Here is a 22,559-nt window from a genome sequence, read left to right on the forward strand (position 1 = left end):
ATATTATAACATGCTGTGGTGTCACTGAATGACCTTGGAGAATGAGTTCAAATAAAATTTATTAAACCCTGCAATTTTAATTCTTCTGATTTCATATTATTATTAAAGTCTGTTTGAGAATTAATGTTTTGTGGAATTTTTACTTTTATAGAACGTATGAAACCACCATCTCCTGCTAATTCATAGCAAAATACATTTTTATCATTATCATCTAAATTTTTTGAAGGAAAAATAAATCCACCTTGTCTTACGGACATTGTATGCATATAAGTTACTACCTGATACAAATCTTCCCTTACTAAACCTTTATCAAGTTGCTTATATTTAGCATCAAGAATACATTGTCCTTTCTTATAGAAATCTGGATAAATACGTCTAAAATTCTTATCTATGTTTTCATCCAAATCCTTATTCCTGAACATTTGGATACCACCTGAATGGTTCTTGTTCTCTGGATGTTCAAATCCTTCTTTTTTCAAAATAGTTGCTAAATATTCTTCCCATAGCCATGCACCATCAAACAGGATTCCATAAACTTTATCCTCATTCTTAAGATATTTCATATTTTCATGTCTGAGGATTAACATGCAAAGTTTTTGCAATTCTGTATACTTGGTGTATAAAGGATGAGCTACAGGTCTTACATTCAGTCCTATTATTCTACTTCTATCAGATTTCCGATATTCGCTAGTTGCATCATATACTTGATGAACTGCAGCTCTTATATCTTCATCCTTTGAGAGAAGAGAACTTAATCCGCTTTCTTTTATATATTCTATTGTATGTCGTATCAATTCTAGTAAATAGTTATCATAACTAAACTCTCTAGATCGATATGCGACTTTTCCCAAAAAAGGTATATTTTTTCTAATATGTCGATTGATATCTATAGACCCTTTTACAGAAGAATTATTCCTTTCATAAGTTCTATAGGCTCGAAATATTCCTTGTGCAACAGCTTGCTTCAAGAGATTTGGAAACATGAACATTAGTAAATTAAGTACATCATTATTTGTTCCCGTAGCACTTAGATTTAAAACATTAAAGTCCACGCTTAAGACTTTTCCAAGCATATAATGTAAAAAGAAATCTTCTTTACCAATCTCAGTAAACCTAGAAGTAATATTTACTTGAGTTTCTCCAACACCAATGAAACCCATAAGATTTCCTGTCTTAAGCCTATACGGTGCTACTGAAGCCGTATCTTCATCTTTATTAGGTTCGATATTAAATATCGATTCTTCACCAATCCTATCGCTTGAATTTGCCAGATCAAGAGGAAACACTAATAATGACGGTTGTTTCTTAATTATCACTTCCAAGGGAATGTCTGCGAAATCTTTTAAGTCTTTATATGAGTCTTCTGTAATTGTTAACTTGCCTAAATTATTATCAGTAGTTTCTATACGCATATTAATCTACTGAGTCTTCCTTGTAATAAGCAGCTTCTAAAGTTTCTAGTCGTGATTGTATATCACTTCTACCACGAAGATATTCTCGGAGCAATGATACAAGGTGTCCGTCCCAAAGTGCTTTAAAACGTTCGTTCAAATCTCCTTGCGTTTCTTTTAGTTTCAAGAAGTATGCAGGACCAATATTGTATGCTGATGATAATTCTGGTGTATTTGAAATTTCATTATTTAGGTTTGTCATCCTTCGTTCTGCTTCAGCTTGAAGTGTTGGATCTTCCAATTCTTTAAGCATCTTAATATTTTGCGTAGCTGAAATCTCTTCCCATCTGAAACGACGTCTAAAAGCAAAATCCATACTTTCTACACTTCTGTCTATATCATTCATAGTTCCAATAATATAAACATTTTCTGGAACAAAGAAATGCCCAAACTTTTGTTTCTCCCCCAAATATGTATCAAAAAGATTTGGCATAGTTTCCATATTTGCATATTGTGTAAATACTTTTCCTTTTCGGCCTCTATATCCCGGATCAATTGAATAAAAAAGTTCTCCAAAGATTTTTGAAGCTTCACCTCTGTTTATTTCATCTATAATGAATACATATTTCTTTTGTTCAACTTTAGTAACAGGTGCATTAACTTTCTTAAGTTTCTTACCTATTTCACTACAGATTGCAAAATAATATGAATCTTCCTGCCTATTATGTATTCTTCCATAATAATTCTTTATTTCAGAGACATTTTCTTTACAAAGGTCTTTTTCCAGAAGTTCATAAATAACATCCAATTTCAAAGTCAACTCTGGAGTTTTTGCATTTGACGGGATAGATATTTCAACTTCATTTGTATCTTCATTTAAATTTACAATTGAAAACTCATTTCCTGTTTTAGTTGTAAATTTATTCTGTTCTGTTGTAAGTGCTGTATTAATAAAATCAGCAGCACTTTCTTTTATACTTTTATCCTTTGCAAGCTGTTCCTCTGATTTGCTGCTTTCAATCAAGTTCTGTAAAGCTCTAATACAAAAATCCTTAAAAACTCCATTTACTTTCTTAAATCCTATATTTCCATTTTGGTCAGGAGCCGTTGGCCGTAATCCTTCAACAAAATCTGTATAATCATAAGAAGGATGAAATTGAACAAACTCGTATTCAGCTTGCATTTCTTTTGCAATTTTTGTAGCCATAAAAGATTTACCTGTTCCTGGTGCTCCAGTAAGGACGAGATTCTTTGACGACTCTAAAAGTTTTTTATATTTTTCATATTCTGCATTTGTTTCCATAATTTCATCTCCATTTACCCCTGAGCTCTCAAAACGCACGTATAAAATATTTTGTGCTATAAGATTCACTGGATTAATAAAACCTATTGTTAATTCATTCATTTTTTCAATTAAGATTTTATCTTGTTTTATTAAGTCCACAAAAATCTTCATGATTTCAATGTAATGAATATATTTATCACCTTTTGCACACATTTTTATTCCAATATATTTGCACAATTCTTCATAAAAAGTTGCCTTAAAAATTGGATATTCATCAGGTCGATAACAAGCGAGAAGAACAGAAGCCGACCTTTCATCATTAGGTATTCGACTTGCTGTTTTCAATCGTTCTATATCTACTTCGAAATTATTTACACGTTTATGTAAGTCTTCGTTGCTATCAAATAATTTATCTAATATCACTGAAATATCATCTGGATTGCTTTCACATAATTCCCCTAAAACTACTCTTGAAAGATTTTCCAATAAATTGGTTTTATCTTTTACTAAATATTTTGCAATCTCGATTCCAGTTAAATTTTGGCACTCAGTCAGCTCTTTCCATTTATATTTCTCGTTATCAAAAGCTACTTCCCGGTTATCTTTCAAGAAATCTTTATACCAGTTTATTATGTGTAATAATTTTTCTTTTATGAGCTTTGATTCATCTGTAATTGAAAGATTCTTTATTCCGCCATAATATTTATCAATAAATGATTTAAGGGTTTTTATTTCATTGTAATATCCGGTTGTTCTCTTTAGAGCTGTTGAAGGTTTGATTGATTCCAAATAAGTCTTGAGAATTGTTTTCGCTTTTTCTAAATTATTATCAGAGTCAAATAATCCCCAGAAATCCGATACAAGATTATTATTTTTCATAAAGAAAGAATCTGACATATGAGTTGCTAATGTTTGTCGGCTCCAGCCAGGATTCTTTTTTTGAAGTTCAGTCTTATAGGTTTCGCGAATTTCATTCTCAGTTATCAGAATTCTTCCATTTTCAATAAATTCTTTTACTTCAGGTTTTAAATGACAATAACCTTGTGGAGCAATAAAACCTTTCGTTGTTAAATTGTCATAGGAATATTTTACCGATTCAAATGTTTCAAGAAGCTTTAATTCCATTCTTATAGCATCTGAATGTTTATCATCAGTTTTTGCATAGTATTTTAAATCTTCAGGATCGCTTTTTATGCCAGTAGCAATGACTTCGCATTTATATTTTAATCCAGCAGGAATCTTGGCATCTTTTTTACTAATATAGATATAAACAATATCTCCAACTTTCACTTTTGATTCATATTGTTTCCATTTTACTGTAGGTTGTTCTTTGAATGCAGAGAATACATCATATTTCTTTGGATTACATGAGAAAACCCATTCATTAGCTAATATCTCTTTTTCTCTCAATTTATATTTTGAAAAATCAATACTCTTCAAAGCTTGCTTTAATTCATCTCTGATTTTCCAAGAAAATTTTCCCTCTATTGTCACCAAACTTGGATCAACATCTTTTCCAACAAAAATAATTGGCCAAAAACTGTTTTCTCTATCTTTTATCGCTGGTGGCTCTTTACAATTCGTTTTTTTTAAGATTCGTTCACCGAGCTTGGTCATTATTCCCGAATAATGTTGCGCATTATTTCCATATTCATAGGCAAGCTGTGTACAAGTTGCACTTTCTCCAAAATCCAACATTCTGTAAAAAGCTTCCAAACAGTCTTCTGTAAAAATTGCTTTATCTTGTACAAGAGTATTCCATTGCTCTTGAGTCAATCCTGAATCAAAATCTTCATATAACCATTTCATTTTTAATACCTACTCTCTATTATTATAACACGACTTTAATTATTCGTGGACTTAATTCGGTCTAACCATTCCAATAAAGGCACCCTTCTTGGCTCATCTATCAATGAACAGGTCAGAACCCAGGTTGTATTCATTGGGTCTACCATTGTCCAATACTGCCTGTCATCTACACATAGAACTGTATAAGTAGTTTTCAGCATTTTACATCGTTTACCATATTTACGAATAAAAAGAGCCTATTTCTCTCTGCTTGCAAGGTTCACATTCTCCTTTACACTTTCCATCTTTCTTCATTTTCCAACAAGAAACGTTCAGAATGTACTTATGTAGTGCAAAATCTTCAAAAAACTTTGCTTTTGTCCATTGAAAATGTGAAATATATGCGCGAAAACAATCCAGTTCTTCTTTTGATGACTTAGAATAATCTTCTGGCAAAGTTCCAATTACTTCACTAACTTTATTGCACACTATCCCAAATTTTACTCACTTTAATTCCTCTATTTTCTTTACAAATACATTTGTTAATTGAATATTATACTTTTCAATAATCTTTGGAAGAACATCAATCCAGTAATATTCACCATCTGTATAAACACTGAAACTATTTTCTAGAAATTCTTTGGTTATTGGGTCATAGAGTTCTCTGGGACAACTTGCGATACGTTTGCCTTTTTTAAGATAAGAGATAACTTTTTCTTTGGAGTATGAAACTTTATTTACAAGACAGTCTTGGATACTACCTGTATCAATATCTAAACCGAACTCTTTAAACCAGCTAATGTTTTTTGAAAAATCTATCATTGCTTCCCCACTAAAAAGAAACTTTATGTGTCATTTCTAAATCATAGTCTTTAATCAACATTTGTTCTTCCACATCTTTCAGCGACATCTTATACACATGCTTAAATGCTGTTGATTGAACAAATCTCACTATTTTTGACTTTCGTTCATCATCAATGAATGTTCGATTTATTAAATTAGTATTCTCTGTCAGAAAATTCATAGACCAATATTTATACTCATCGATTCGAAGAACTGTAAAAGTCTTGCTATAGAACTGCTCTTTATAGCCATTAGCTAAGATGAAATCTGCAAATTCAATCATCTGCTGCTTGGTTTCTGGTTTCCAATCCAGAACTGTATATTCATGAGGAGCTGGTACATAAGTTTTAGCATATTGCCATCGGACAGTTTTGATGTATTGCTTTGCTTCATCTATTGTCATACTTCTCTTCTCCATGTATTAAATTTGTTTATGTTTACAGCTTTACCTTGTTCAAAACAAATCCTTGATATATCTGGATAAATAGTCTCCTTCATATCCCATTCCCCTGTCATATTCTTCTTTATGGCCATCTTTGAAATAAATAGTCAAAGTCCCGACAGCATCATCAATAAATATACGTAACTCAAGATGTCTTTCAGAAAGAAATGAAGCTATATCCTCAAACATTTTTTTTATTTCAAAAGCGTCACATTGTTTTTCTGTTTTTCTATTTACATTCTCAGTGTTTTCTACTAATTGATATCTAATACATCTTCCATCTGGATAAAAAAAGTTTTCCTCTCATTAATAGTGGATGATAAACCTTTCATTATCCTTATAGACGAACCAACACTCTCGGAATATTTTATGTAGGCAATATCTTCTGCACATATTTTTCTTGTATTGATTCCTTTTATAGCCCATTCATTATTCTTTATGTATTCTTGATACATTTCATTGGCAGATTTTTTAAAGTTTCTTTCCATCATGCAACTCTTTAGCGTTTTGTCCCATTAAAAAATTCTTACTCCACCCCCTGTCGCAAATAATAGCACAGGGGGTAAAATTTACTATTTTTCTTCAAAAATCACATTTGTGAACTTATCAATCACCTTATTCACAAGTTTCCTATTGCGAATTGCCTCAATCCAATCTGTTGGAATCCCTCCGTAATACAATCCCGAAATACTACCTGCCACACAAGCAACTGTATCAGTATCACTTCCAAGATTTACAGCTTTCAGAACACAATCACGATAATTCTCGGTAGTCAAAAAGCACCAGAGTGCTGCTTCCAGAGTATCAACTACATAACCGGAACTTTTGATTTTATCTTCGCTTAATCTGGCAAAGCTCATATGTGTAATTCTGTCGTATTTAGCAAGAGCAGGCGTATAAAGAGGATTATGTCGAACATAGTCTCCAATTTTAGGAAGCGCTTTTTGTAACAATTCTTCTTTTTTTGCTCCATTAAGTATTTCAATCATCACCGCACAGTAGATATCACAACCAATAAGAGAGATTTTATGACCATGAGTAAGACGTGAAACATTATGAATCAGTTCAAAAGCTTCTTCCTTGCTCATAGCATCGGAACCGAACTTCTGATACAGATACAATGGAAGAGGAGAAATTCGCATAAGGGAACCATTACCGTTATCCCATTCGGATTTCTGACCACATTCTAATGCTGGAGTTTTATCCATGAAATTTACAATTGATTTTCTACAGGCCATTCCTATATCGAACAGTTTCCCATCTGGAGTAAATTTTCCTTTATCAAACCATGAAACAAAGTTCTTCATCACGTCTTCGTAATCTATCCCTTTCAACCGTCCAATACTCTCTGCAAGACAAAGCGTCATGCTTGAATCATCTGACCAACTGCCTTTTGGAAGATTATAGGTTTCGTAACCAATCATATCTGTTATAGGATTCTTTTTGAGATAACCCCTGTCTTTAAATTCAACCGGAACTCCTAGCGCATCGGCTACAATCGCTCCATATAATGTATTTCTAATCTTTTCTTTCATCACCAAACGCTATCTCCAAACTCACCGCGCATCTCTTCCATGACGCTCTCATCTCCCATCATTGCATCGTCTGCAACCTGAGCATAATATGAGTCATAATCCCGGGCAGGATCATCTGTAAAATAATCCCGCTCTCCCATTGCAGCTCTGGTCTCGTAATCTTCATCATAATCACGGACATAAGCTCCATGATAACTACCAGCACTACCCTTTCCGCTGCTTGCACTGATAATTACAATTACACCGATTATTAAAAGAAGTAAAACAAAAAATCCCATATCACTCTTCCCATTCTTCAATAATTTCTTCACCCAGTATCTTACCGTCTTTGTCTTTTACAAAACGGCGGCGAACTCGTTTTATCCTCCTTGATGCAGGTGTAGCTGAATTACGTGTTTCACTTAACGTGCGCATAAGTTCTTTATGTCTTTTTTCTTCTCTTCGCTGTGTTTCGTAAACGTCGTCTTCATAGGACGATATAAGACATCCTATAATATAAAGAAGAATTCCAAGAGTAATCATGATACCCCCTTATGCTACCTGCATTTCCTGTGTATCCATGACTTCAGTTGCCAGTTTCAGCCAGCTCTGAACCTCAATCTTGTACTTTGAACAAAGTCCTGCGATTTCTTCGTTATCGACCATTCCATATAAGGGAGATTCTTCCAGAGCCTGTAAGTCTTCTGCTGCATTTTCAAATGAATAATCATCAGATTCTGTCTCTTCTATGGTATTTGAATAACCAAACTGAGCAAGAAGTTTCGGAGAAAGAAAGCTTGCAAAAGAGCAGTTATATTCTGCATCTTCCTTCTTCTTGTTTACCGGTATTTCTTTCGATGGATTGATGTATTCAAAATCAAGTTCCAAACTTTCTGTGCAGAAAAGCTTATGAAGGATGCGTGCTGTATTGTAGGAATCGCTCAAGGCTGTATGAACCTGACCCTTGTAATCCATCTGAAGGAGTCTCATTGCAGATTCAAGTCCTACAGAAGTTTTAGATGAAACAAGTTTTCCAAAGATATTCTGCAAATCTACAAAATCATGCAAAATACCAAAAAGGTCGTAACGGTGCTTTCCTTTTGCTTCAAGTTCTGCCCAAAGCTGATTAAAGTCTGCCTTACTCCAGCAGAAAGTTGTAATATCACCTTCTCCACGCCAGTAACAGAACTTATCAAACACTGTCAGAAAGTCATCTGCCTTTTCCAGGTTCTTATTTTCAATTCCTGTAAGCTGATTGATTATAGGGGTAACTGAACTGTACACAGGCTTTACATAAGAACTGAATTCACTGAGCATGTTGTAGTTTTCGTCCAGCATTACGGCACCAAACTGAATTACTTCGCCGTTTGCTCCAGGAACAAAGCCTCTCTGGGAAGCAGTAAACTCCGTCATTTCAAGGTCAATGCACACATATCGTTTAGCCGGAGCCTTGTGCTTCTTCGGTTCTTTTGAAAAATCCAGTTTAATTTTACTCAAATCAATTCCATAAGAATAAACATTTGAAGTATCCATAACATCATCAACTCTTTTCATAAACAGCCCCCTTTTTCAGCTTTATAACTCCATTATAAAAGGGCAAGATGTCATAGAGAGACACCGTAATTTTTTTTGTGCGAAAATTTGCAGATTTTTACCTTTTTTCCGCAAATTTTGACTCAAATACATCAAAATTGCCATTACGCCTCCAGTCTTTTTGCCGTAATCTGATACTTATCAAACTCCTTCATCACTTCATGCATATCAGGCTTTGTATATTCGATGCATTTTGTTTTTAATTCTTCCGGCAGCCCATAGAATCCTTCTGCCATAGCAGTTGCAATGTCTGTTAGAGTATCACAGTCGCCGCCAAGACTTACCGCTGTCCTGATTACATCTTCAAAATCTTCAGCTTCCAAAAAGGCTGTAATTGCTTCCGGGCAGGTTTCCTGGCAGCTTTCTATATGACGATAATTCGGGCGGATTTCATCGCAAGTACGACTTAAATCATAACCAAACTCTTTTACAACATAGTCTTTTATTTCATCCTTTGTTTTACCATTCCTTGCCATCCAGATAACCGATGCAATAGATTCCGCTCCCTTCACTCCTTCCGGATGGTTATGAGTTACCTCTGCACTCCATCTTGCAACCTCACGGGTACGCTCCAAGCTATCAAACAGCCAGCCCACAGAACTTACACGCATTGCTGAACCGTTTCCCCAGCTGTTGTAAGGTTTTGTGTCTTCACGGGCAAGCCACATATAAAACTTTCGCCCATATCCCGCATGAGGATACTTATGCCCCCAAAGCTGCATACTGGTTATGATTGCGGTTTTCATTATGTTTTCATCAGCCTCAAGACCGGCTTTTAAAATTCCGCCACATACCGCAATTGTCATTACACTGTCATCTGTAAAACGCGGTTTTTTGCTGAACAACGGAAACTTCTTTGTCTTTGGGCTCCTGTCAAACTCATATGGCTGCCCGATTATATCTCCTATAATTGCTCCGTACATAATTCCCCCTTATTTATTCTTTGATTTGTAATGTTCTTCAATGTCATCTTTCCAATTTGCTGCCATGGCCTTACCCATACGAACATCGGAAATAGAACGGCTCATACATTCAAAATTGAGAACTGTACCTACCCCGTCGCATTCATAGCGCACTGCTCTGTCTGCTCTGATTCCAATCTTGCTTGCTTCTCCAATGGCATCAATATTGGCCCCAAGGAATACAAACTCCCAGCCGTATTTTTCCTGCTGTCGTTCAATCATCTTTTTAATTTTTGGATAGGTGTATTTATTGCTGGAATTTTCTTCGCCGTCTGTTGTTATTACTATGATTGTCTTTTCAGGGCGGGCTTCATCGCGGGCATATTTGTGAACATTTCCAATATGATGAATTGCACCGCCGATTGCATCCAAAAGCGCCGTGCTGCCGTCTGTCTGATACTGAGCTTCTGTCAGCGGTTCAATCTTTTCAAGCGGAACTCTGTCGTGGATTACCTGACTGTAATGACTGAAAAGCACTGTAGAAACATATGCCTCACCTTCAACTTCTTTCTGACGTTTCAAAAACGAATTGTATCCACCGATTGTGTCCTTCTCCAGTCCTGACATTGAACCGCTTTTGTCCAGAATAAATACGATTTCTGTTAATCCCTTCTTCATAAGCCATTTCCTCCTGTTCTTGGTTTATGGCTTTATGATAAGGAAAATCAGGTGGCAGCAGGTCGCCTTTTTGGCGAAAGTTTTATTTTTTAGGATGGCGCAAAACACTCTTCACCGTGGTCATCCAGAATTACGTCTACATTAATAAGATTATAGATATGATTGATTACACAGTATTTTACTATCTGATCAAACTTGCTAGAAGGCATAAAAGCGTAGCCCGCACTGGCAAGAAAAGCTTCATATTCAACTAAAGGAAGCTCAAGTGCAAGTCCGAGTGCCATTACAGTATGTTTTTTTGGAACATAGTCTTTGTTACTGATAATCTTCGAAAAGAACTTTTTGTCGATACAGGCTTTCTTGTAAATAACTGAATTATCAACCTTACGGTCTGCTATCAGCTGCATAAGTGTATTCTGAAAATTGAGTTTTTCATTTGAAATCTTGATGAAGGCGTCTACATCAATTGGAGTTATCAGTTTTTCTTCATCAAAACTTGGTTCCAGGTTTACAACTCGTGCTGCTTTCAGAGGTCTGTTAAGTTTAGTTCCCTCAAATAACCTCTCCGGCGGAGCACCAGTTATTGCTGTAGAAGTAAATAATCCAAAATCCCTGTCTTCCTCGCCTTCATATCCGTCCAGGTTATCAAAAAGGAAGTCTTCTACATCATCAAAGAGTTTTTCCGAGATTTTATAAGATTCTTTGTCATAAACAACAAGAAGAACATTAACTTCATGTTCCAAAAGAAAACGGCTGATTTCATCTACCGCAATTTGAAGAGCTAAGTCTTTTGGGAATCTATAGTTTCCAGTAGCTAAAAGTGGAATGGCAACAGATTTACAGTTCAGTTCTGCCGCAGTTTTAAGCGCAGACTGATAGCAGCTTCGGAGTATTTCTTTTTCACCGTGATTTCCGTCCCTGTAAAAAATGCCCACAGTATGAATGACATATTTTACGCCATGCTTTTTAAGGTTAAACGCCGGTGTCCATGCAGACTGTCCGCGTTCTATAGCACCAATCTTTTGCCTTTCAGCCAGCAACTGTTCACGTCCTGCAGCCTCATAAATTGTAGAATCCGTCCCACGTCCAATTACAGGAATGGGATTTGCTGTATTCACAATTGCATCTGCGCGAACCTTAGTAATGTCATTGCGTTCAATTCGAAAGGACATTTATTTATATTTCTCCATCACTGACTGTACACTCTTCAAAACATCCTGCCTCAATCCCTCCGGTGCAAGCACAATAACCGACGGACCAAAGCCCAGTACCCAGCTCAAAATCTGCTGTCTCTGGTTAGAAGAAAACTTCAGATATACAGAGCCGTCTTCCTTCTGTTCCATTATCTGATTCTTGTGCCATTCGCGTTCAAGAATGTAGTTGGCAAGATTTGAATCAAAAAGAAGTTCGTAATCTTCCGGTGCTTCGTTGTTGTGCCAGATTCCAAAGCTCAAATCAACTTCTTTGCTGATATCAAAGCCTTCCGGTACTGTGTATTTTTCTGCTGTAATCTTTGTATGAGTAAAGCGGGAAAGTGCGAAAATTCGGTTCTCCCCTGCCCCATGGTCGTAGCCGAATACGTACCAGTTTCCTTTCTGGCACAAAACATGATACGGATCGAATGTACGGGCCTTGTATTCCTGACTTCCTACAGAACGGTAATCGAAGTTCAAAACACGGCGGGTCTTGATTGCCTCAAAGATGTTATCAAAAACCCCTTCTTCAATAGAAGGAAGCGGATCACTAATAAAACTTATGTCCTTATTCAGAAAGCCTGAATCCACGCTTACCTGATTAGGCAAAAGTTCGCTGATTTTGCCCATCATATGACGGAACTGATTTTCAAGCGGAGTATTTTTATACTGCTCCATTAAGTGCATTACCGTGCTTACGGTAAAAAGATCGCCTTCTGTAAGCAAAACGTTTTTAATCGCAAAAGTCGGGTCTGTATAATAGTAACCTTTGCGTGTTCTGTCACATTCAATTGGAGCCTGGTATCTGTCGCGCAAAAACTCAATGTCTCGGAGAATAGTACGACGGCTTACGCCATGCTTGTCCATTAAAAACTGAATGCCCGGATAAATCCCGGAACGGATGTCTTCATCAATCTGAATAATACGGTGTGTCCTGAACCTATCTTCTCTTTCTGCCATAATTTTATTATACCACTTTAGAAATTTCCGCCGTTCCAGCCCCAGTTGCCCGTGCCCCAGTAGGAAACATAAACCGCGTTCCCTGGGATTCCAAGCTCTCTTTCCAGAATCTCGCACAGCCGGGCCGTCATCTTGTCACTTGCACCAGCATCAACGCTTCCAAGGACTTTTACTTCAACGTAGCCACCCTTCTCCAGCTTCTTTCCGCCAAAATACAAATCCTGACCGTCAACCAGATTAATCATCAGATAAGATTCCGGTTTTCCAATTATACTGATAGCCTTTCCAAACTCAGCCTTCAAAACATCTCTTTTTTCTACAGACAGCTGAACACTGACCTTTGCTTCAATCATTGGCATAGATTTTTCTCCTTTTTATTCATTATAGCACAAAAAATATGCTATAATACAAGAATAAGGAAGATAAAACATGATTATTACAATTGAAAATGATTTTTTTAAGGCCGACATATCAACAAAAGGCGGAGAACTTCAGAATCTCATAGACAAGAAAAGGGGGAAAGATATCATCTGGCGCGGTGATAAGTCCGTTTGGGGAAATCACGCCCCGATTCTATTTCCTTTTATTGCACGCTGCTTAAGCGGTTACTTTATAATAGAAGGAAAAAAATGTGAATACAGTCGAAATCATGGCTTTGGACGAGATTTGGAATGGAATTGCATAAGGCAGGAAAAAGAATCTGCCGACTTTGAGCTTACACAAAGCGAAGAAACCATATACAGATTTCCTTACTCATTCAGCTTAAAAACGGAATATCAGTTAACAGAAAAAGGAATAAACTGGAAAATTACTGTAAAAAACACAGACAATAAAGCATTCAAATTCAGTACAGGAACACACGCCGCATTCAGTCTGAATGGAAATAAAGCAGAAGATTTTTTAATTGAGTTTGAAAAGAAAGACGCCCTTACAGCCGTATCATGCAGCCCGGAAGGTTATCTCAAAACAGATAATGAAGGAAAGCTTATAACTCAGGCTTATGGTGAAAAGGAATCCGGCATCATACCTGTAACAAGTTCCGGATTTGGAAACGGACACCTTTTTACAAATATAACATCAGATTGGGTAGGATTAAGAAACCTCAAAGACAATTCAATTGTTAAGATTCAGACAAAAGGCTTCCCATATTGCATGATCTGGCAAAACAAAAGCGGAAGTCCCCAGTTCGTTTGTATTGAACCATGGCACGGTTTACCAGACGCAGAAAATACAAATCACATCTGGACTGATAAAATCGGACTGGTTGAATTGGCCCCAGGTAAGGAATTTATTTGCATCCAGAATATCGAAGCAGAATAAAAACTTTCAATATAATTCTACTGATTTAGAAGGGGGGAAGTCTCCCCCTCGCTCGCACTACGTTGCTCGCTACCCCTTCCAGCGGGGACACCCCGCAACGCCCCGTTTTATCTACCCTGCTCTGTATAATTCTTTCACTTCTCATAAAAAACTAGAAGGCGAGAACTTAAAATCAACAGTCATATTCTTGCTCTAATAATTCTGCTATAGCCTTTGTTTCTCTGTAATTTCTTCCTGTCGTTTGTATTACAAGTCCTAATCCTTGATCTGTCCAATGTAAAACAATTTCTATTTTTCCATCGTTATTAATTTCTTTAATAAAAGTCCTGCATTTTGGATTAAACGGTAAAGAATTAATACCAGATATTATATAGTCATTCTTTTTAAGTTTATTCCAGAAATTAAGCAAGATATCTTTTCCATGATCTTCACGAGGATGAAATAATTTATTTTCTGGCAATACAGTTGTTTTTATTAATTCCAATTCCTTTAATGAATCAATCCACTGTTTTTGCGAAGTGATATTCTGAATTGTACATACATTATGTACTTGAACATTTGAATCGGAAGTTTTATCAAACGCAATTAAACTATCAATATTCCATTTTTCATCAGTGAAAAGGCTTAAAACAGCTGTTTCATAAGTATATGCCCATAAAAGTCCTATAGCTTTTTTATTCTCAAAATACAAATCATGATTTATGAATTTACCAAAATCTTCTTCAGAAATTGAATCTTTTTCAAATGGACTTGCTAAAAAAGAATAAAGAAAACTTGTTATAGTCCGTTTTGGAATACCGGGAATATTAATCAAGTAATCCATTATCTCTTGTTTCAATTCGTGAGAAACACGGCATACTGAAAAATTATTTTCTTTCAGTTTTAAATAACACTCTTTTAAATTTTGAACAACAGAGAACGAATAAGTTTTATTTTCGATAGAAAGTTCATTAAAAAATAAGTCTTGATTCATAAATCCCTTAAAACAATTGCGCCATCAAATTACCCCATTCATCTAAGAGCCCTTGAGGATATTTGTCTAGTTCTCCATTTGAATCTACTGAAATTGATATTATTTTAGTTTCCAAAGAAGAATTTTGTTCTTTTTCGAAATAAAAGAGTTTAACTTTATTCTCTTCTATTATTTTATTTTTAACCGCAACCCTAGTTCCATTAATTACGTGATCACTGTGAGTTTCACAGAATATTTGAACACCAGATTCGGCAGCCAAAGCAACCAATTTTCCCAATTCAGATTGACCTCTAGGATGCAAGTGAGATTCAGGATTTTCAATAAGTACTAAATCTCCCGGCTCTGAAATAAGTATTGTTAGAATAAGAGGCAATACATAGGTTATTCCAAAACCGACATTGATAGGAGAAAACTCATTTGACATTTCATGTCTTATATTCTCATTTTCTGAAACTGTAGATTCAAACTGAATTCCCATTTTTACTAAATCAACATCTGCTAATTCTTTACTTATAATTCTCGTTCCAGGTGAAATTTCCCCCATCCATGCATCTAGTTCATTTGCTAATGAATAAGATTTTGCATTAGGATGATGAAGAGACTTATTCTTTAACTCCTTTGCGCCAAATTTTGCCAAGTAATATGGTGCATTTTCTCCTGAATTACCTAAAATATTCAATCGTGATTTTTCTGATCCAAGATACTTATAAGTTTTTGATGGTGAAATATGATTTGCATCCAAATAATGAAAATGTTCTGTGAATAAAGATAATTTATTTAGCACATTATCTTTTGATAACTGTATATTATCTGCCTCAAGAGCATCTACCGGAGTCAAACTGTATTTGTAATCAGCTTTTATAGAATCATGTTCTTCAACAAGAGAAAATGAAAGCAATTCTTGCTCACCTGCATTTTGAAAAAAAACATCATTGCTGTTTCCTAAAGAAATCAAATAATCATTAATATATAATTTATTAAGTAATGAAAAATTTGAATAACTTTGTCTCAACATCAGCAATGACTGAATAATTGAAGACTTACCCATACTGTTCAAGCCAATTAATAAATTTAAATTTGATGTTCTTAAAGATACATTTCTTAGCGATTTAAAATTCTTTATCCCTAGCTTTTTTATCATGAAAACTTCCTCACCTGCTTTTCAAAGAAAGCTATTAATTTTGTGTATCTTTCAACAACATGCTCAACAGTTCCTGTTGCACTATTGATGGCATCAAAAAAAGATGTCGAAAATAATTGCTTATAATCTAGAAAAACCTGCTCTTTATGTTCTATTAATATTTTTTGCTCATTTTCATCCAAATTAGCAACACAAACAGAAGTACACTCAAACAATGATTTATTAAGCGGACCAAAGGTATTATTATTTTTAATTAATTTTCTAAATGCAAAATCACCAAACAGTTCCCTGCAAACTTTCATTGAATTAATAAAAATATTTAATAAAATCTGGCATTTCTCTATACTAAATTTTGTTTTTACTGTTTCCAACCCTTTATCAAGAAATCCATTTAAATCACCATTATAAGAATTATAACCTAAAATAAAAAAAGATAAAAATCTAGTTACAAGATCTCTATCCTGCATTCTAACAGGAGAGATTTTGCCTCTAGTTGCTAGTTTGAAATCATCAGAATATGCCATTTCTTTTACCAAATCCGAAGCTTTTCCATGATAAACCGCATTTCTAATTTCAGGTAAAGTAAGAGGCATTCCCCCTGTATTAATTCTTTTAAAAATGCTTATTGTTATATCATCTGGAGTTCCCGGTCGTATACAATATGCAAAAATCTGACATTCGCGAATCCGCCGTTGCATTTGCCGAGGTAATTCCTCATAAGATAACCCATTATATTCTCGCAAATATTCCAAATCTGTAAGCCTCAGTTTTAATTCGTCACCAGTTTTTCGAGTTACAAAATTATTCAGAGTAGAAATACGCTGCAATCCATCAACAATAGTCCAACAATCATCATTTCGACAATCAAAATAAAAAGCAGGAAGCGGAACTCTAATTAAAATTGATTCAATAAGCCTACTCTGTTCTCTAGGTTTCCAAAGATTTTCTTTCCTTTGAAATTCTGGAGTTAAATCTATTTCACGATTTTCAAGTCTATCAAGAATTGATTGCATAGAAAGTGTTTGCGATATAATATCAACTTTTAATGGATCGTAAGGTTCATTTATCTGAGGTTCTTGATCAGTTTCATACTCAGTTTCATCTTTATCTAACTCAGATTCGTTTTCAAAAAAAAAGAACATATATCACCTATTATTTTATTTAATTTATAGTACACTATACCATTATGAAAGTCTAGAATTATATGTATATCATGTTCTAAGAATGGCTATGTAACGATTACCTCTTGCAAATATAATTTCTTCAGTTTTTAATGTATGTAATTTCATTAGCCTAGGGCATAAAAAAACGCTCCACCAGAATTGATGGAGCGTTTTAGCATATTTACTTCTTAGTGAAATACTTATATACTCGAAAAAATCATCTCGGCTTTTCCAGTAAAGTTCGCTTTGCCGAATCCGTGCGGCAGAATAAAATGCTCGCCTTTACTGAATGACTTTTCTTCAAGCTTGCACTCGCCTTCGATTACGGAACAAAGCAGGAAAGGCCGGTTCTGATTGATTTCAAGACTACCGTCCACAACTCCATGCCAGACTGTAAATAAATTACAGCTTACAAGCTGCTTTACATCGCCGATTGCTTTATCGCTGTTCAATGGCGGCTCTTCCTGAACAAACGGAGCCGTTATCACATCTATACTCTGCTTCACATGCAATGGACGAGGCTTTCCGTCCTGCAATCTGCCGTAGTCGTAAACCCGGTAGGTGATGTCACTGGACTGCTGAGTTTCCAGAATAACAGTACCACCTTTAATAGCATGCACAGTGCCTGGTTCAATAAAGAAGAAGTCTCCTTTGTGAACAGGAATGACACGAATGAAATCGTCCCACTCCCCTTTTTCTATCATCGACTTAACTTCTTCTTTGTTTTTAGCATTGTGGCCAATGACAATTGTTGCTCCAGGCTTTGCGTCCATGATGTACCAGCACTCGGTTTTACCCAGTGAGCCGTTCTCATTTTTTGCGGCGTATTCATCATCCGGGTGCACCTGAATGCTCAGGTCTGTATTTGCAGTAATAATCTTTGTGAGCAAAGGAAACTGAGAAAGAGATGCATTTCCAAACAAATCTGGCCGAGTCTTAAACAAAGAAGACAAAGTATTTCCCTTGAATTCTTCGTTTAAGATTTCGTCATCACCATTTGGATGACCGCTGATTCCCCACTGTTCCGAACCCCAGATAAGAGTCTTTACTGTCGGATTTAATAATATCGGTTCCATTCATCTTGCTTCTCTTTTTTTCATTTCTTCTGCGATTTTCTTTACATCTTGGATTTTATCTTTTGAAGCAATCAAAAGTGAATCATCGCTATCGACAACTACAATATTATCAAGGCCGATTGTCGCAATTGTACGCTGACCGCCCCGGATATAGCTTGAAGTTGTATCAAGGGCAATTACATCACCTTTGATTACATTCTTGTTGCTGTCTTTGTTCTGGATTTCCCAAAGGGCTGTCCATGAACCGACATCATTCCAGCCGGCATTGAGTTTTACAATCTTTCCTTTTGAAGTTTTTTCCATTATGGCATAGTCAATAGAATCACCTTCAATCTTTGCAAAAGCATCTTTGTTCAGGCGGATAAAATCATTATCATCACTTGCTTTTTCAAAAGCTTCAATAGAAAGAGCAGCCATTTCCGGCTTATATTTCTTTAATTCATCAATAAAAGTAGAAGCCTTGAATACAAACATTCCGCTGTTCCATGAGTATTCGCCGCTTGCAAGATATTCTTCTGCTTTTTCGAGGCAAGGTTTTTCTACGAATTTTTCGAGAATATAAGCTCCATCAACTTCGTCTCCAGAAGCTTTTACATATCCATAACCAGTAGAAGGGAATGTCGGAACAATACCGAATGTTACAAGGCTCCCCTTCTCTGCTTCTTTTGCGGCTGTCATTACGGCATTCTGAAAAACCTTTACATCTGCAATAACATGATCACTTGGAAGGACAACCACTACTGCATCTTTATCCTGTTTCATAGCGGCACAGCAGGCAGCAGCAATTGCAGGAGCTGTATTTTTTGCCATTGGCTCAAGAAGAATTACAGGCTTTTTGTTTGTGATTTCTCCAATCTGCTGAGCAACAAGGAATCTGTGGCCTTCACCGCAAGAAATAATAGGATTCCCTGTTTCAAGCCCATCAAGACGAAGCAGAGTTTCCTGAATCATTGTTTTATCACTGATTAATGATAAGAACTGTTTTGGATGGTCGCCCCAGGAAAGAGGCCAGAGTCGTGTTCCGGCACCGCCACTTAAAATAATTGGAATAATTGTCATAATAGATCCTCACATCTTAAAAAAACTCATAACGCTATTATAAATTGCCTTATCCGTAAAGTTATCTTCTACCCATTTTCGAGCATTTGCTCCATATTTCTCTTTTGAAATTGACATCAGAGCATTTGCATATTTTTTTGCATCTAATTCAAAAACTTCAATTCCTGTATTACCATTTTGATTTACCCAATTTACCCCAGAGCCATCAATTGTGAAGGTGACAGCCGGAAGTCCGCAATATAAGGCTTCAGCCAAAGCTATGCCAAATGCTTCATTCTTTGTAATCGAAGGGAATGCATAAATATCAGATGCCCATAAATATAATTTTTTTTCTTCGTCACTGATTCTTCCGATAAAGTGAATATTAGCAAGATTTAGCTCAGAGGCATGCTGTTTTAATGTATCTGTAAGTGGACCACTACCAGCTATTACAACTTCATATTCATTTGATAAATACTGTGCAGCCTCAACTAAATATTTTAATCCTTTATATTCGCGATGTACACCAATAGAAAATATAATTTTTTTGCCAGAATATTTCTCTTTTATTCCTTGTATCTGCTTTTTATCTTCATCTGTTAGATTATCTAAAGCCTTTGTTTCAACAATATTTGGAATTATTGTAACCTTATTTAGAAACTTACTAATTGTATCTGATTTCTCAGCATAAATTTGGCTAGTTGCAATAATTTTATCAGCACGTTTTAACAAAGCCTTTTCAAAAGGGGCATATAATTGTTTTAATCTCTTTTGTTTGACTATATCAGAATGCCAGTGCAAAGTTATTTTACATTTTGGTTTTGCATATAGTAGATAAGTCGCAATTAAAGGATTCGGTAAATGTATGTGTATAACATCTGGAGAGAAATCTCTTATCATTCGTTTTAACACAAAGAAATAATTAAGGCTTAATGCTTGAGAAGCGATTTTGTGTTTATATCCTACACGCGTTATTTCAACTCCATCATAAAAATCTGTAACCGTCTCTTGGGAATGATTGAAACATATAACTTTTACCTCATTTCCTTGTTCTATAAGAATACGACTAAAGTCATAAGCAACTTGCTCAATTCCACCAAAATTAGGAAGATAATAAGTCGCAATTTGTAAAATTTTCATTTTTTCCCCTAAAATATATATTTCAGTAATAAGTAATATCTTATTTATATAACTTTTCTATTTGCATTTCTAAAAAAGTGAATAATTTCGATTTTATCCAATTTGGTTCTATGAAAAATCTTCTTATAAAATCAATAATACAGGCTATAAAAAACAAACTTATGACTAATAATAAAGTCTGTAATGGGAAAAATTCATTATCTGATTTTATCCACAAATCGCAATGAAAAATATTATGCCACAAATAATCCTTAAATGCACAATGTTGATGTATCAAATAAACAGCAAGAGTTCCTTTAGCAATTGAATTTAACCAAGATAATGAACCAATATCTATATGTGAAAAGAAATAAAAAACACAAAGGCAAATTAGAAAATTAGGAATTGTTTTAAAATCAAATAGAAAACGAAGAGCTTGCTTCTGCAAAAAACCTTGTGTAAATGCATAAACAGTGACTAATCCTACATATAAAGTAATTCCTATTAGCAGAGCTAGATATTTATTAAAGTAAAAATTCTCATGTACATATAATTTATAATACCCCATAAAAAGATAAATAAAAAGAAACCATGAGAAATTACACATTGCAGTATCCATACTCTTTGGGTAAACAGTCGAATAAAAACTAAATATGATAAATAAAATCAAAATAATGGATTTTATATACTTTTGACTAAGACAAAACAATGAATTTATATAAGGAGCAACTAGAAGTAAGCAAATCCATTGACTTACAAACCAACAATTCCTAGTAAGAAACGGAAAAAATGATTGAATAACACTTGTCTTAGAATATGGAACATTGAATATAAAGACAGATAAAAATATAAAAACAGAATAAAACCAATACTGACTATAAAGCTTTAATACCCCCCCTTGTTTGTATAGTAAACAATTTATTTTATTATCCACCGGGATTAAAAACCAAGTGCCTATCATAAGAAATAAACTAGTGGCACATCTTAAAAACAATCCAGAAAATTGTGCAAATAAAAGATTACGTCCAGATAATACGGTTAAGGCATCCGTTTGAGTTATAAAATGACCTATGACAATAAAAGCCATACTAATAATTCTTAATAATTCAAAATTGCTTGTTCTTGCCTTTCTAGGACTAGCAGAAATATTAAACATGATATTTTCCCAAAATAAACATTCTTTGCATAAAAGCATTTAGATACAAAAATGGTAAAAAATTTCCCCTTGTGATGTACTGCAAATAGCGAGTTATATTCCATTTAAACTTTTTTTGCACACTATCTTTCCACGGAGAAGTATAGTAGTAATAATCATATTTTTCTTTCATTGGATGTTTAGAATTTTTATACCAAGGACGAATAAAACTATGCCCACAAAAATGATATATCATAGGATTTTCCAAACCTTGCTCAAACTCGACTTTAGAATACCAATAATCTGTTTTTTGTTTATAAACTAAACAATTGCCATCGTAGTTATAAAATAGAGTCTGTGAAAGAATATTCGCAGCAAAAGGCAGTGGATATATACCATCTTTAAAGAGAATGTTTATTCCATCTTGGTCCGGTAAATAACAGATATCTTTTATAGAATCAAATTTAGTAAGAAAAATTTTCTCATACTGATTTGATTTCCATTTATTTATATCAATTAGCAGAATACCAGAATTAAAGTATGGTTCATTAAATGAAAACTGCAATCGTTTTTTTCTTTCGTTTCTAATACAATCATAACACATACCAATAGTCTTTTCTTCTAAGTTATAATTGTATAAAGTGCTTATATTTCCAACAACAAGAGTATCACAATCTAAATAAAGCACTTTATCTAAGCTTTCTGGTAAAAGCTCTGAAATACCAAATCGGACTGCCGCTGAGTATGAACCTCGGTATGTATTTAGATTTGAGTTACGAAGTTTTTCAATATATGAATCTGCATCAATAAAAAAAATCTTCTTTTCATATGAATCACAAATACTTTGTAATTTTTGTTTATTATCTTTTGTTATTCCCAAAGAAAAAATATAAATAGAAACAGATTCTTCCCTATTATTATCAAGCAATGATAACATTGAAATACCTGTCAACATCGCATAATTCTCATCTGAAACATATAAAATATTCATTATTGTTTTTCCAA

23 protein-coding genes are annotated in these 22,559 nt (G+C 34.7%); 1 reads left to right on the forward strand and 22 read right to left on the reverse strand.

The genetic code is table 11. From position 1 onward, the window contains the following. Positions 1–47: 47 nt before the first annotated feature. The 14 genes from HNP76_RS09675 to HNP76_RS09740 form a co-directional block, all read right to left on the reverse strand. Positions 48–1,412, reverse strand: a complete 1,365-nt coding sequence (locus HNP76_RS09675; RefSeq protein ID WP_184659949.1) for a 5-methylcytosine restriction system specificity protein McrC — start codon at positions 1,410–1,412, stop codon at positions 48–50. A gap of 1 nt (position 1,413) precedes the next feature. Continuing rightward, positions 1,414–4,485, reverse strand: coding sequence for an AAA family ATPase (locus HNP76_RS14255; RefSeq protein WP_206173285.1), 3,072 nt, complete (start codon positions 4,483–4,485; stop codon positions 1,414–1,416). Between the two features lie 483 nt (positions 4,486–4,968). Next, a complete protein-coding gene (locus HNP76_RS09685) occupies positions 4,969–5,286 on the reverse strand; it encodes a hypothetical protein (RefSeq protein WP_184659950.1) in 318 nt (105 codons plus the stop codon). Between the two features lie 10 nt (positions 5,287–5,296). Further along, positions 5,297–5,710, reverse strand: coding sequence for a hypothetical protein (locus HNP76_RS09690; protein ID WP_184659952.1), 414 nt, complete (start codon positions 5,708–5,710; stop codon positions 5,297–5,299). Between the two features lie 293 nt (positions 5,711–6,003). After that, on the reverse strand, positions 6,004–6,237 hold the full coding sequence (locus HNP76_RS09695; RefSeq protein ID WP_184659954.1) for a hypothetical protein: 234 nt from the start codon (positions 6,235–6,237) through the stop codon (positions 6,004–6,006). 84 nt (positions 6,238–6,321) lie between these two features. Beyond that, entirely contained in the window at positions 6,322–7,284 is a 963-nt protein-coding gene (locus tag HNP76_RS09700) for an ADP-ribosylglycohydrolase family protein (RefSeq protein WP_206173282.1), read from the reverse strand. Continuing rightward, a complete protein-coding gene (locus HNP76_RS09705; protein ID WP_184659959.1) occupies positions 7,284–7,562 on the reverse strand; it encodes a hypothetical protein in 279 nt (92 codons plus the stop codon). The genes HNP76_RS09700 and HNP76_RS09705 overlap by 1 nt, the downstream gene beginning before the upstream one ends. A gap of 1 nt (position 7,563) precedes the next feature. Further along, positions 7,564–7,806, reverse strand: coding sequence for a hypothetical protein (locus tag HNP76_RS09710; protein WP_184659960.1), 243 nt, complete (start codon positions 7,804–7,806; stop codon positions 7,564–7,566). 9 nt (positions 7,807–7,815) lie between these two features. Next, positions 7,816–8,817 carry a 3'-5' exonuclease gene (locus HNP76_RS09715; RefSeq protein ID WP_184659962.1) on the reverse strand — a complete coding sequence of 334 codons (1,002 nt, stop codon included), beginning with the start codon at positions 8,815–8,817 and terminating at the stop codon, positions 7,816–7,818. A 143-nt stretch (positions 8,818–8,960) separates the two neighbouring features. Continuing rightward, positions 8,961–9,779, reverse strand: a complete 819-nt coding sequence (locus tag HNP76_RS09720) for an ADP-ribosylglycohydrolase family protein (RefSeq protein ID WP_184659964.1) — start codon at positions 9,777–9,779, stop codon at positions 8,961–8,963. Positions 9,780–9,788: 9 nt separating this feature from the next. Next, a complete protein-coding gene (locus HNP76_RS09725; protein ID WP_184659966.1) occupies positions 9,789–10,436 on the reverse strand; it encodes a vWA domain-containing protein in 648 nt (215 codons plus the stop codon). A gap of 89 nt (positions 10,437–10,525) precedes the next feature. Then, a complete protein-coding gene (locus HNP76_RS09730; RefSeq protein WP_184659968.1) occupies positions 10,526–11,608 on the reverse strand; it encodes a macro domain-containing protein in 1,083 nt (360 codons plus the stop codon). Next, positions 11,609–12,589, reverse strand: a complete 981-nt coding sequence (locus tag HNP76_RS09735; protein ID WP_184659970.1) for a helix-turn-helix transcriptional regulator — start codon at positions 12,587–12,589, stop codon at positions 11,609–11,611. It abuts the gene before it with no gap. 17 nt (positions 12,590–12,606) lie between these two features. Then, positions 12,607–12,948 (reverse strand): phenylpyruvate tautomerase MIF-related protein, encoded by a 342-nt coding sequence (locus HNP76_RS09740; protein WP_184659972.1) that lies wholly within the window; start codon positions 12,946–12,948, stop codon positions 12,607–12,609. Positions 12,949–13,018: 70 nt separating this feature from the next. Between HNP76_RS09740 and HNP76_RS09745 the strand changes: the two genes are divergently transcribed. Next, on the forward strand, positions 13,019–13,909 hold the full coding sequence (locus tag HNP76_RS09745; RefSeq protein ID WP_184659974.1) for an aldose epimerase family protein: 891 nt from the start codon (positions 13,019–13,021) through the stop codon (positions 13,907–13,909). Between the two features lie 172 nt (positions 13,910–14,081). Here the strand turns inward: HNP76_RS09745 and HNP76_RS09750 are convergent, their stop codons facing one another. The 8 genes from HNP76_RS09750 to HNP76_RS09785 all read right to left on the reverse strand — a co-directional run bounded on the left by HNP76_RS09750 (position 14,082) and on the right by HNP76_RS09785 (position 22,545). After that, a complete protein-coding gene (locus HNP76_RS09750) occupies positions 14,082–14,882 on the reverse strand; it encodes a hypothetical protein (protein ID WP_184659976.1) in 801 nt (266 codons plus the stop codon). Between the two features lie 7 nt (positions 14,883–14,889). Continuing rightward, positions 14,890–16,023 (reverse strand): AAA family ATPase, encoded by a 1,134-nt coding sequence (locus tag HNP76_RS09755; RefSeq protein WP_184659978.1) that lies wholly within the window; start codon positions 16,021–16,023, stop codon positions 14,890–14,892. Then, complete coding sequence (locus tag HNP76_RS09760) at positions 16,020–17,165, reverse strand: DUF262 domain-containing protein (protein ID WP_184659980.1); 1,146 nt, start codon at positions 17,163–17,165, stop codon at positions 16,020–16,022. The genes HNP76_RS09755 and HNP76_RS09760 overlap by 4 nt, the downstream gene beginning before the upstream one ends. 221 nt (positions 17,166–17,386) lie before the next feature. After that, positions 17,387–18,262, reverse strand: coding sequence for a type I phosphomannose isomerase catalytic subunit (locus HNP76_RS09765; protein WP_184659982.1), 876 nt, complete (start codon positions 18,260–18,262; stop codon positions 17,387–17,389). Further along, complete coding sequence (locus HNP76_RS09770; protein WP_184659984.1) at positions 18,263–19,321, reverse strand: mannose-1-phosphate guanylyltransferase/mannose-6-phosphate isomerase; 1,059 nt, start codon at positions 19,319–19,321, stop codon at positions 18,263–18,265. A gap of 9 nt (positions 19,322–19,330) precedes the next feature. Further along, positions 19,331–20,440 carry a glycosyltransferase gene (locus HNP76_RS09775; RefSeq protein ID WP_184659986.1) on the reverse strand — a complete coding sequence of 370 codons (1,110 nt, stop codon included), beginning with the start codon at positions 20,438–20,440 and terminating at the stop codon, positions 19,331–19,333. A gap of 40 nt (positions 20,441–20,480) precedes the next feature. Then, a complete protein-coding gene (locus HNP76_RS09780) occupies positions 20,481–21,575 on the reverse strand; it encodes an acyltransferase family protein (protein WP_184659988.1) in 1,095 nt (364 codons plus the stop codon). After that, positions 21,568–22,545: a glycosyltransferase family 8 protein gene (locus tag HNP76_RS09785; RefSeq protein WP_184659990.1), complete on the reverse strand. Its 978-nt coding sequence runs from the start codon at positions 22,543–22,545 to the stop codon at positions 21,568–21,570. The genes HNP76_RS09780 and HNP76_RS09785 overlap by 8 nt, the downstream gene beginning before the upstream one ends. Positions 22,546–22,559 lie beyond the last annotated feature (14 nt).

This window comes from Treponema ruminis (assembly GCF_014201975.1).
In the GTDB taxonomy this organism is placed as follows: domain Bacteria; phylum Spirochaetota; class Spirochaetia; order Treponematales; family Treponemataceae; genus Treponema_D; species Treponema_D ruminis.

Excerpts from the sequence above, each read along its gene's own strand:
- HNP76_RS09675 (WP_184659949.1), bottom strand. The coding sequence starts at position 1,412 with ATGCGTATAGAAACTACTGATAATAATTTAGGCAAGTTAACAATTACA.
- HNP76_RS14255 (WP_206173285.1), bottom strand. The coding sequence starts at position 4,485 with ATGAAATGGTTATATGAAGATTTTGATTCAGGATTGACTCAAGAGCAA.
- HNP76_RS09685 (WP_184659950.1), bottom strand. The coding sequence starts at position 5,286 with ATGATAGATTTTTCAAAAAACATTAGCTGGTTTAAAGAGTTCGGTTTA.
- HNP76_RS09690 (WP_184659952.1), bottom strand. The coding sequence starts at position 5,710 with ATGACAATAGATGAAGCAAAGCAATACATCAAAACTGTCCGATGGCAA.
- HNP76_RS09695 (WP_184659954.1), bottom strand. The coding sequence starts at position 6,237 with ATGGAAAGAAACTTTAAAAAATCTGCCAATGAAATGTATCAAGAATAC.
- HNP76_RS09700 (WP_206173282.1), bottom strand. The coding sequence starts at position 7,284 with ATGAAAGAAAAGATTAGAAATACATTATATGGAGCGATTGTAGCCGAT.
- HNP76_RS09705 (WP_184659959.1), bottom strand. The coding sequence starts at position 7,562 with ATGGGATTTTTTGTTTTACTTCTTTTAATAATCGGTGTAATTGTAATT.
- HNP76_RS09710 (WP_184659960.1), bottom strand. The coding sequence starts at position 7,806 with ATGATTACTCTTGGAATTCTTCTTTATATTATAGGATGTCTTATATCG.
- HNP76_RS09715 (WP_184659962.1), bottom strand. The coding sequence starts at position 8,817 with ATGAAAAGAGTTGATGATGTTATGGATACTTCAAATGTTTATTCTTAT.
- HNP76_RS09720 (WP_184659964.1), bottom strand. The coding sequence starts at position 9,779 with ATGTACGGAGCAATTATAGGAGATATAATCGGGCAGCCATATGAGTTT.
- HNP76_RS09725 (WP_184659966.1), bottom strand. The coding sequence starts at position 10,436 with ATGAAGAAGGGATTAACAGAAATCGTATTTATTCTGGACAAAAGCGGT.
- HNP76_RS09730 (WP_184659968.1), bottom strand. The coding sequence starts at position 11,608 with ATGTCCTTTCGAATTGAACGCAATGACATTACTAAGGTTCGCGCAGAT.
- HNP76_RS09735 (WP_184659970.1), bottom strand. The coding sequence starts at position 12,589 with ATGGCAGAAAGAGAAGATAGGTTCAGGACACACCGTATTATTCAGATT.
- HNP76_RS09740 (WP_184659972.1), bottom strand. The coding sequence starts at position 12,948 with ATGCCAATGATTGAAGCAAAGGTCAGTGTTCAGCTGTCTGTAGAAAAA.
- HNP76_RS09745 (WP_184659974.1), top strand. The coding sequence starts at position 13,019 with ATGATTATTACAATTGAAAATGATTTTTTTAAGGCCGACATATCAACA.
- HNP76_RS09750 (WP_184659976.1), bottom strand. The coding sequence starts at position 14,882 with ATGAATCAAGACTTATTTTTTAATGAACTTTCTATCGAAAATAAAACT.
- HNP76_RS09755 (WP_184659978.1), bottom strand. The coding sequence starts at position 16,023 with ATGATAAAAAAGCTAGGGATAAAGAATTTTAAATCGCTAAGAAATGTA.
- HNP76_RS09760 (WP_184659980.1), bottom strand. The coding sequence starts at position 17,165 with ATGTTCTTTTTTTTTGAAAACGAATCTGAGTTAGATAAAGATGAAACT.
- HNP76_RS09765 (WP_184659982.1), bottom strand. The coding sequence starts at position 18,262 with ATGGAACCGATATTATTAAATCCGACAGTAAAGACTCTTATCTGGGGT.
- HNP76_RS09770 (WP_184659984.1), bottom strand. The coding sequence starts at position 19,321 with ATGACAATTATTCCAATTATTTTAAGTGGCGGTGCCGGAACACGACTC.
- HNP76_RS09775 (WP_184659986.1), bottom strand. The coding sequence starts at position 20,440 with ATGAAAATTTTACAAATTGCGACTTATTATCTTCCTAATTTTGGTGGA.
- HNP76_RS09780 (WP_184659988.1), bottom strand. The coding sequence starts at position 21,575 with ATGTTTAATATTTCTGCTAGTCCTAGAAAGGCAAGAACAAGCAATTTT.
- HNP76_RS09785 (WP_184659990.1), bottom strand. The coding sequence starts at position 22,545 with ATGAATATTTTATATGTTTCAGATGAGAATTATGCGATGTTGACAGGT.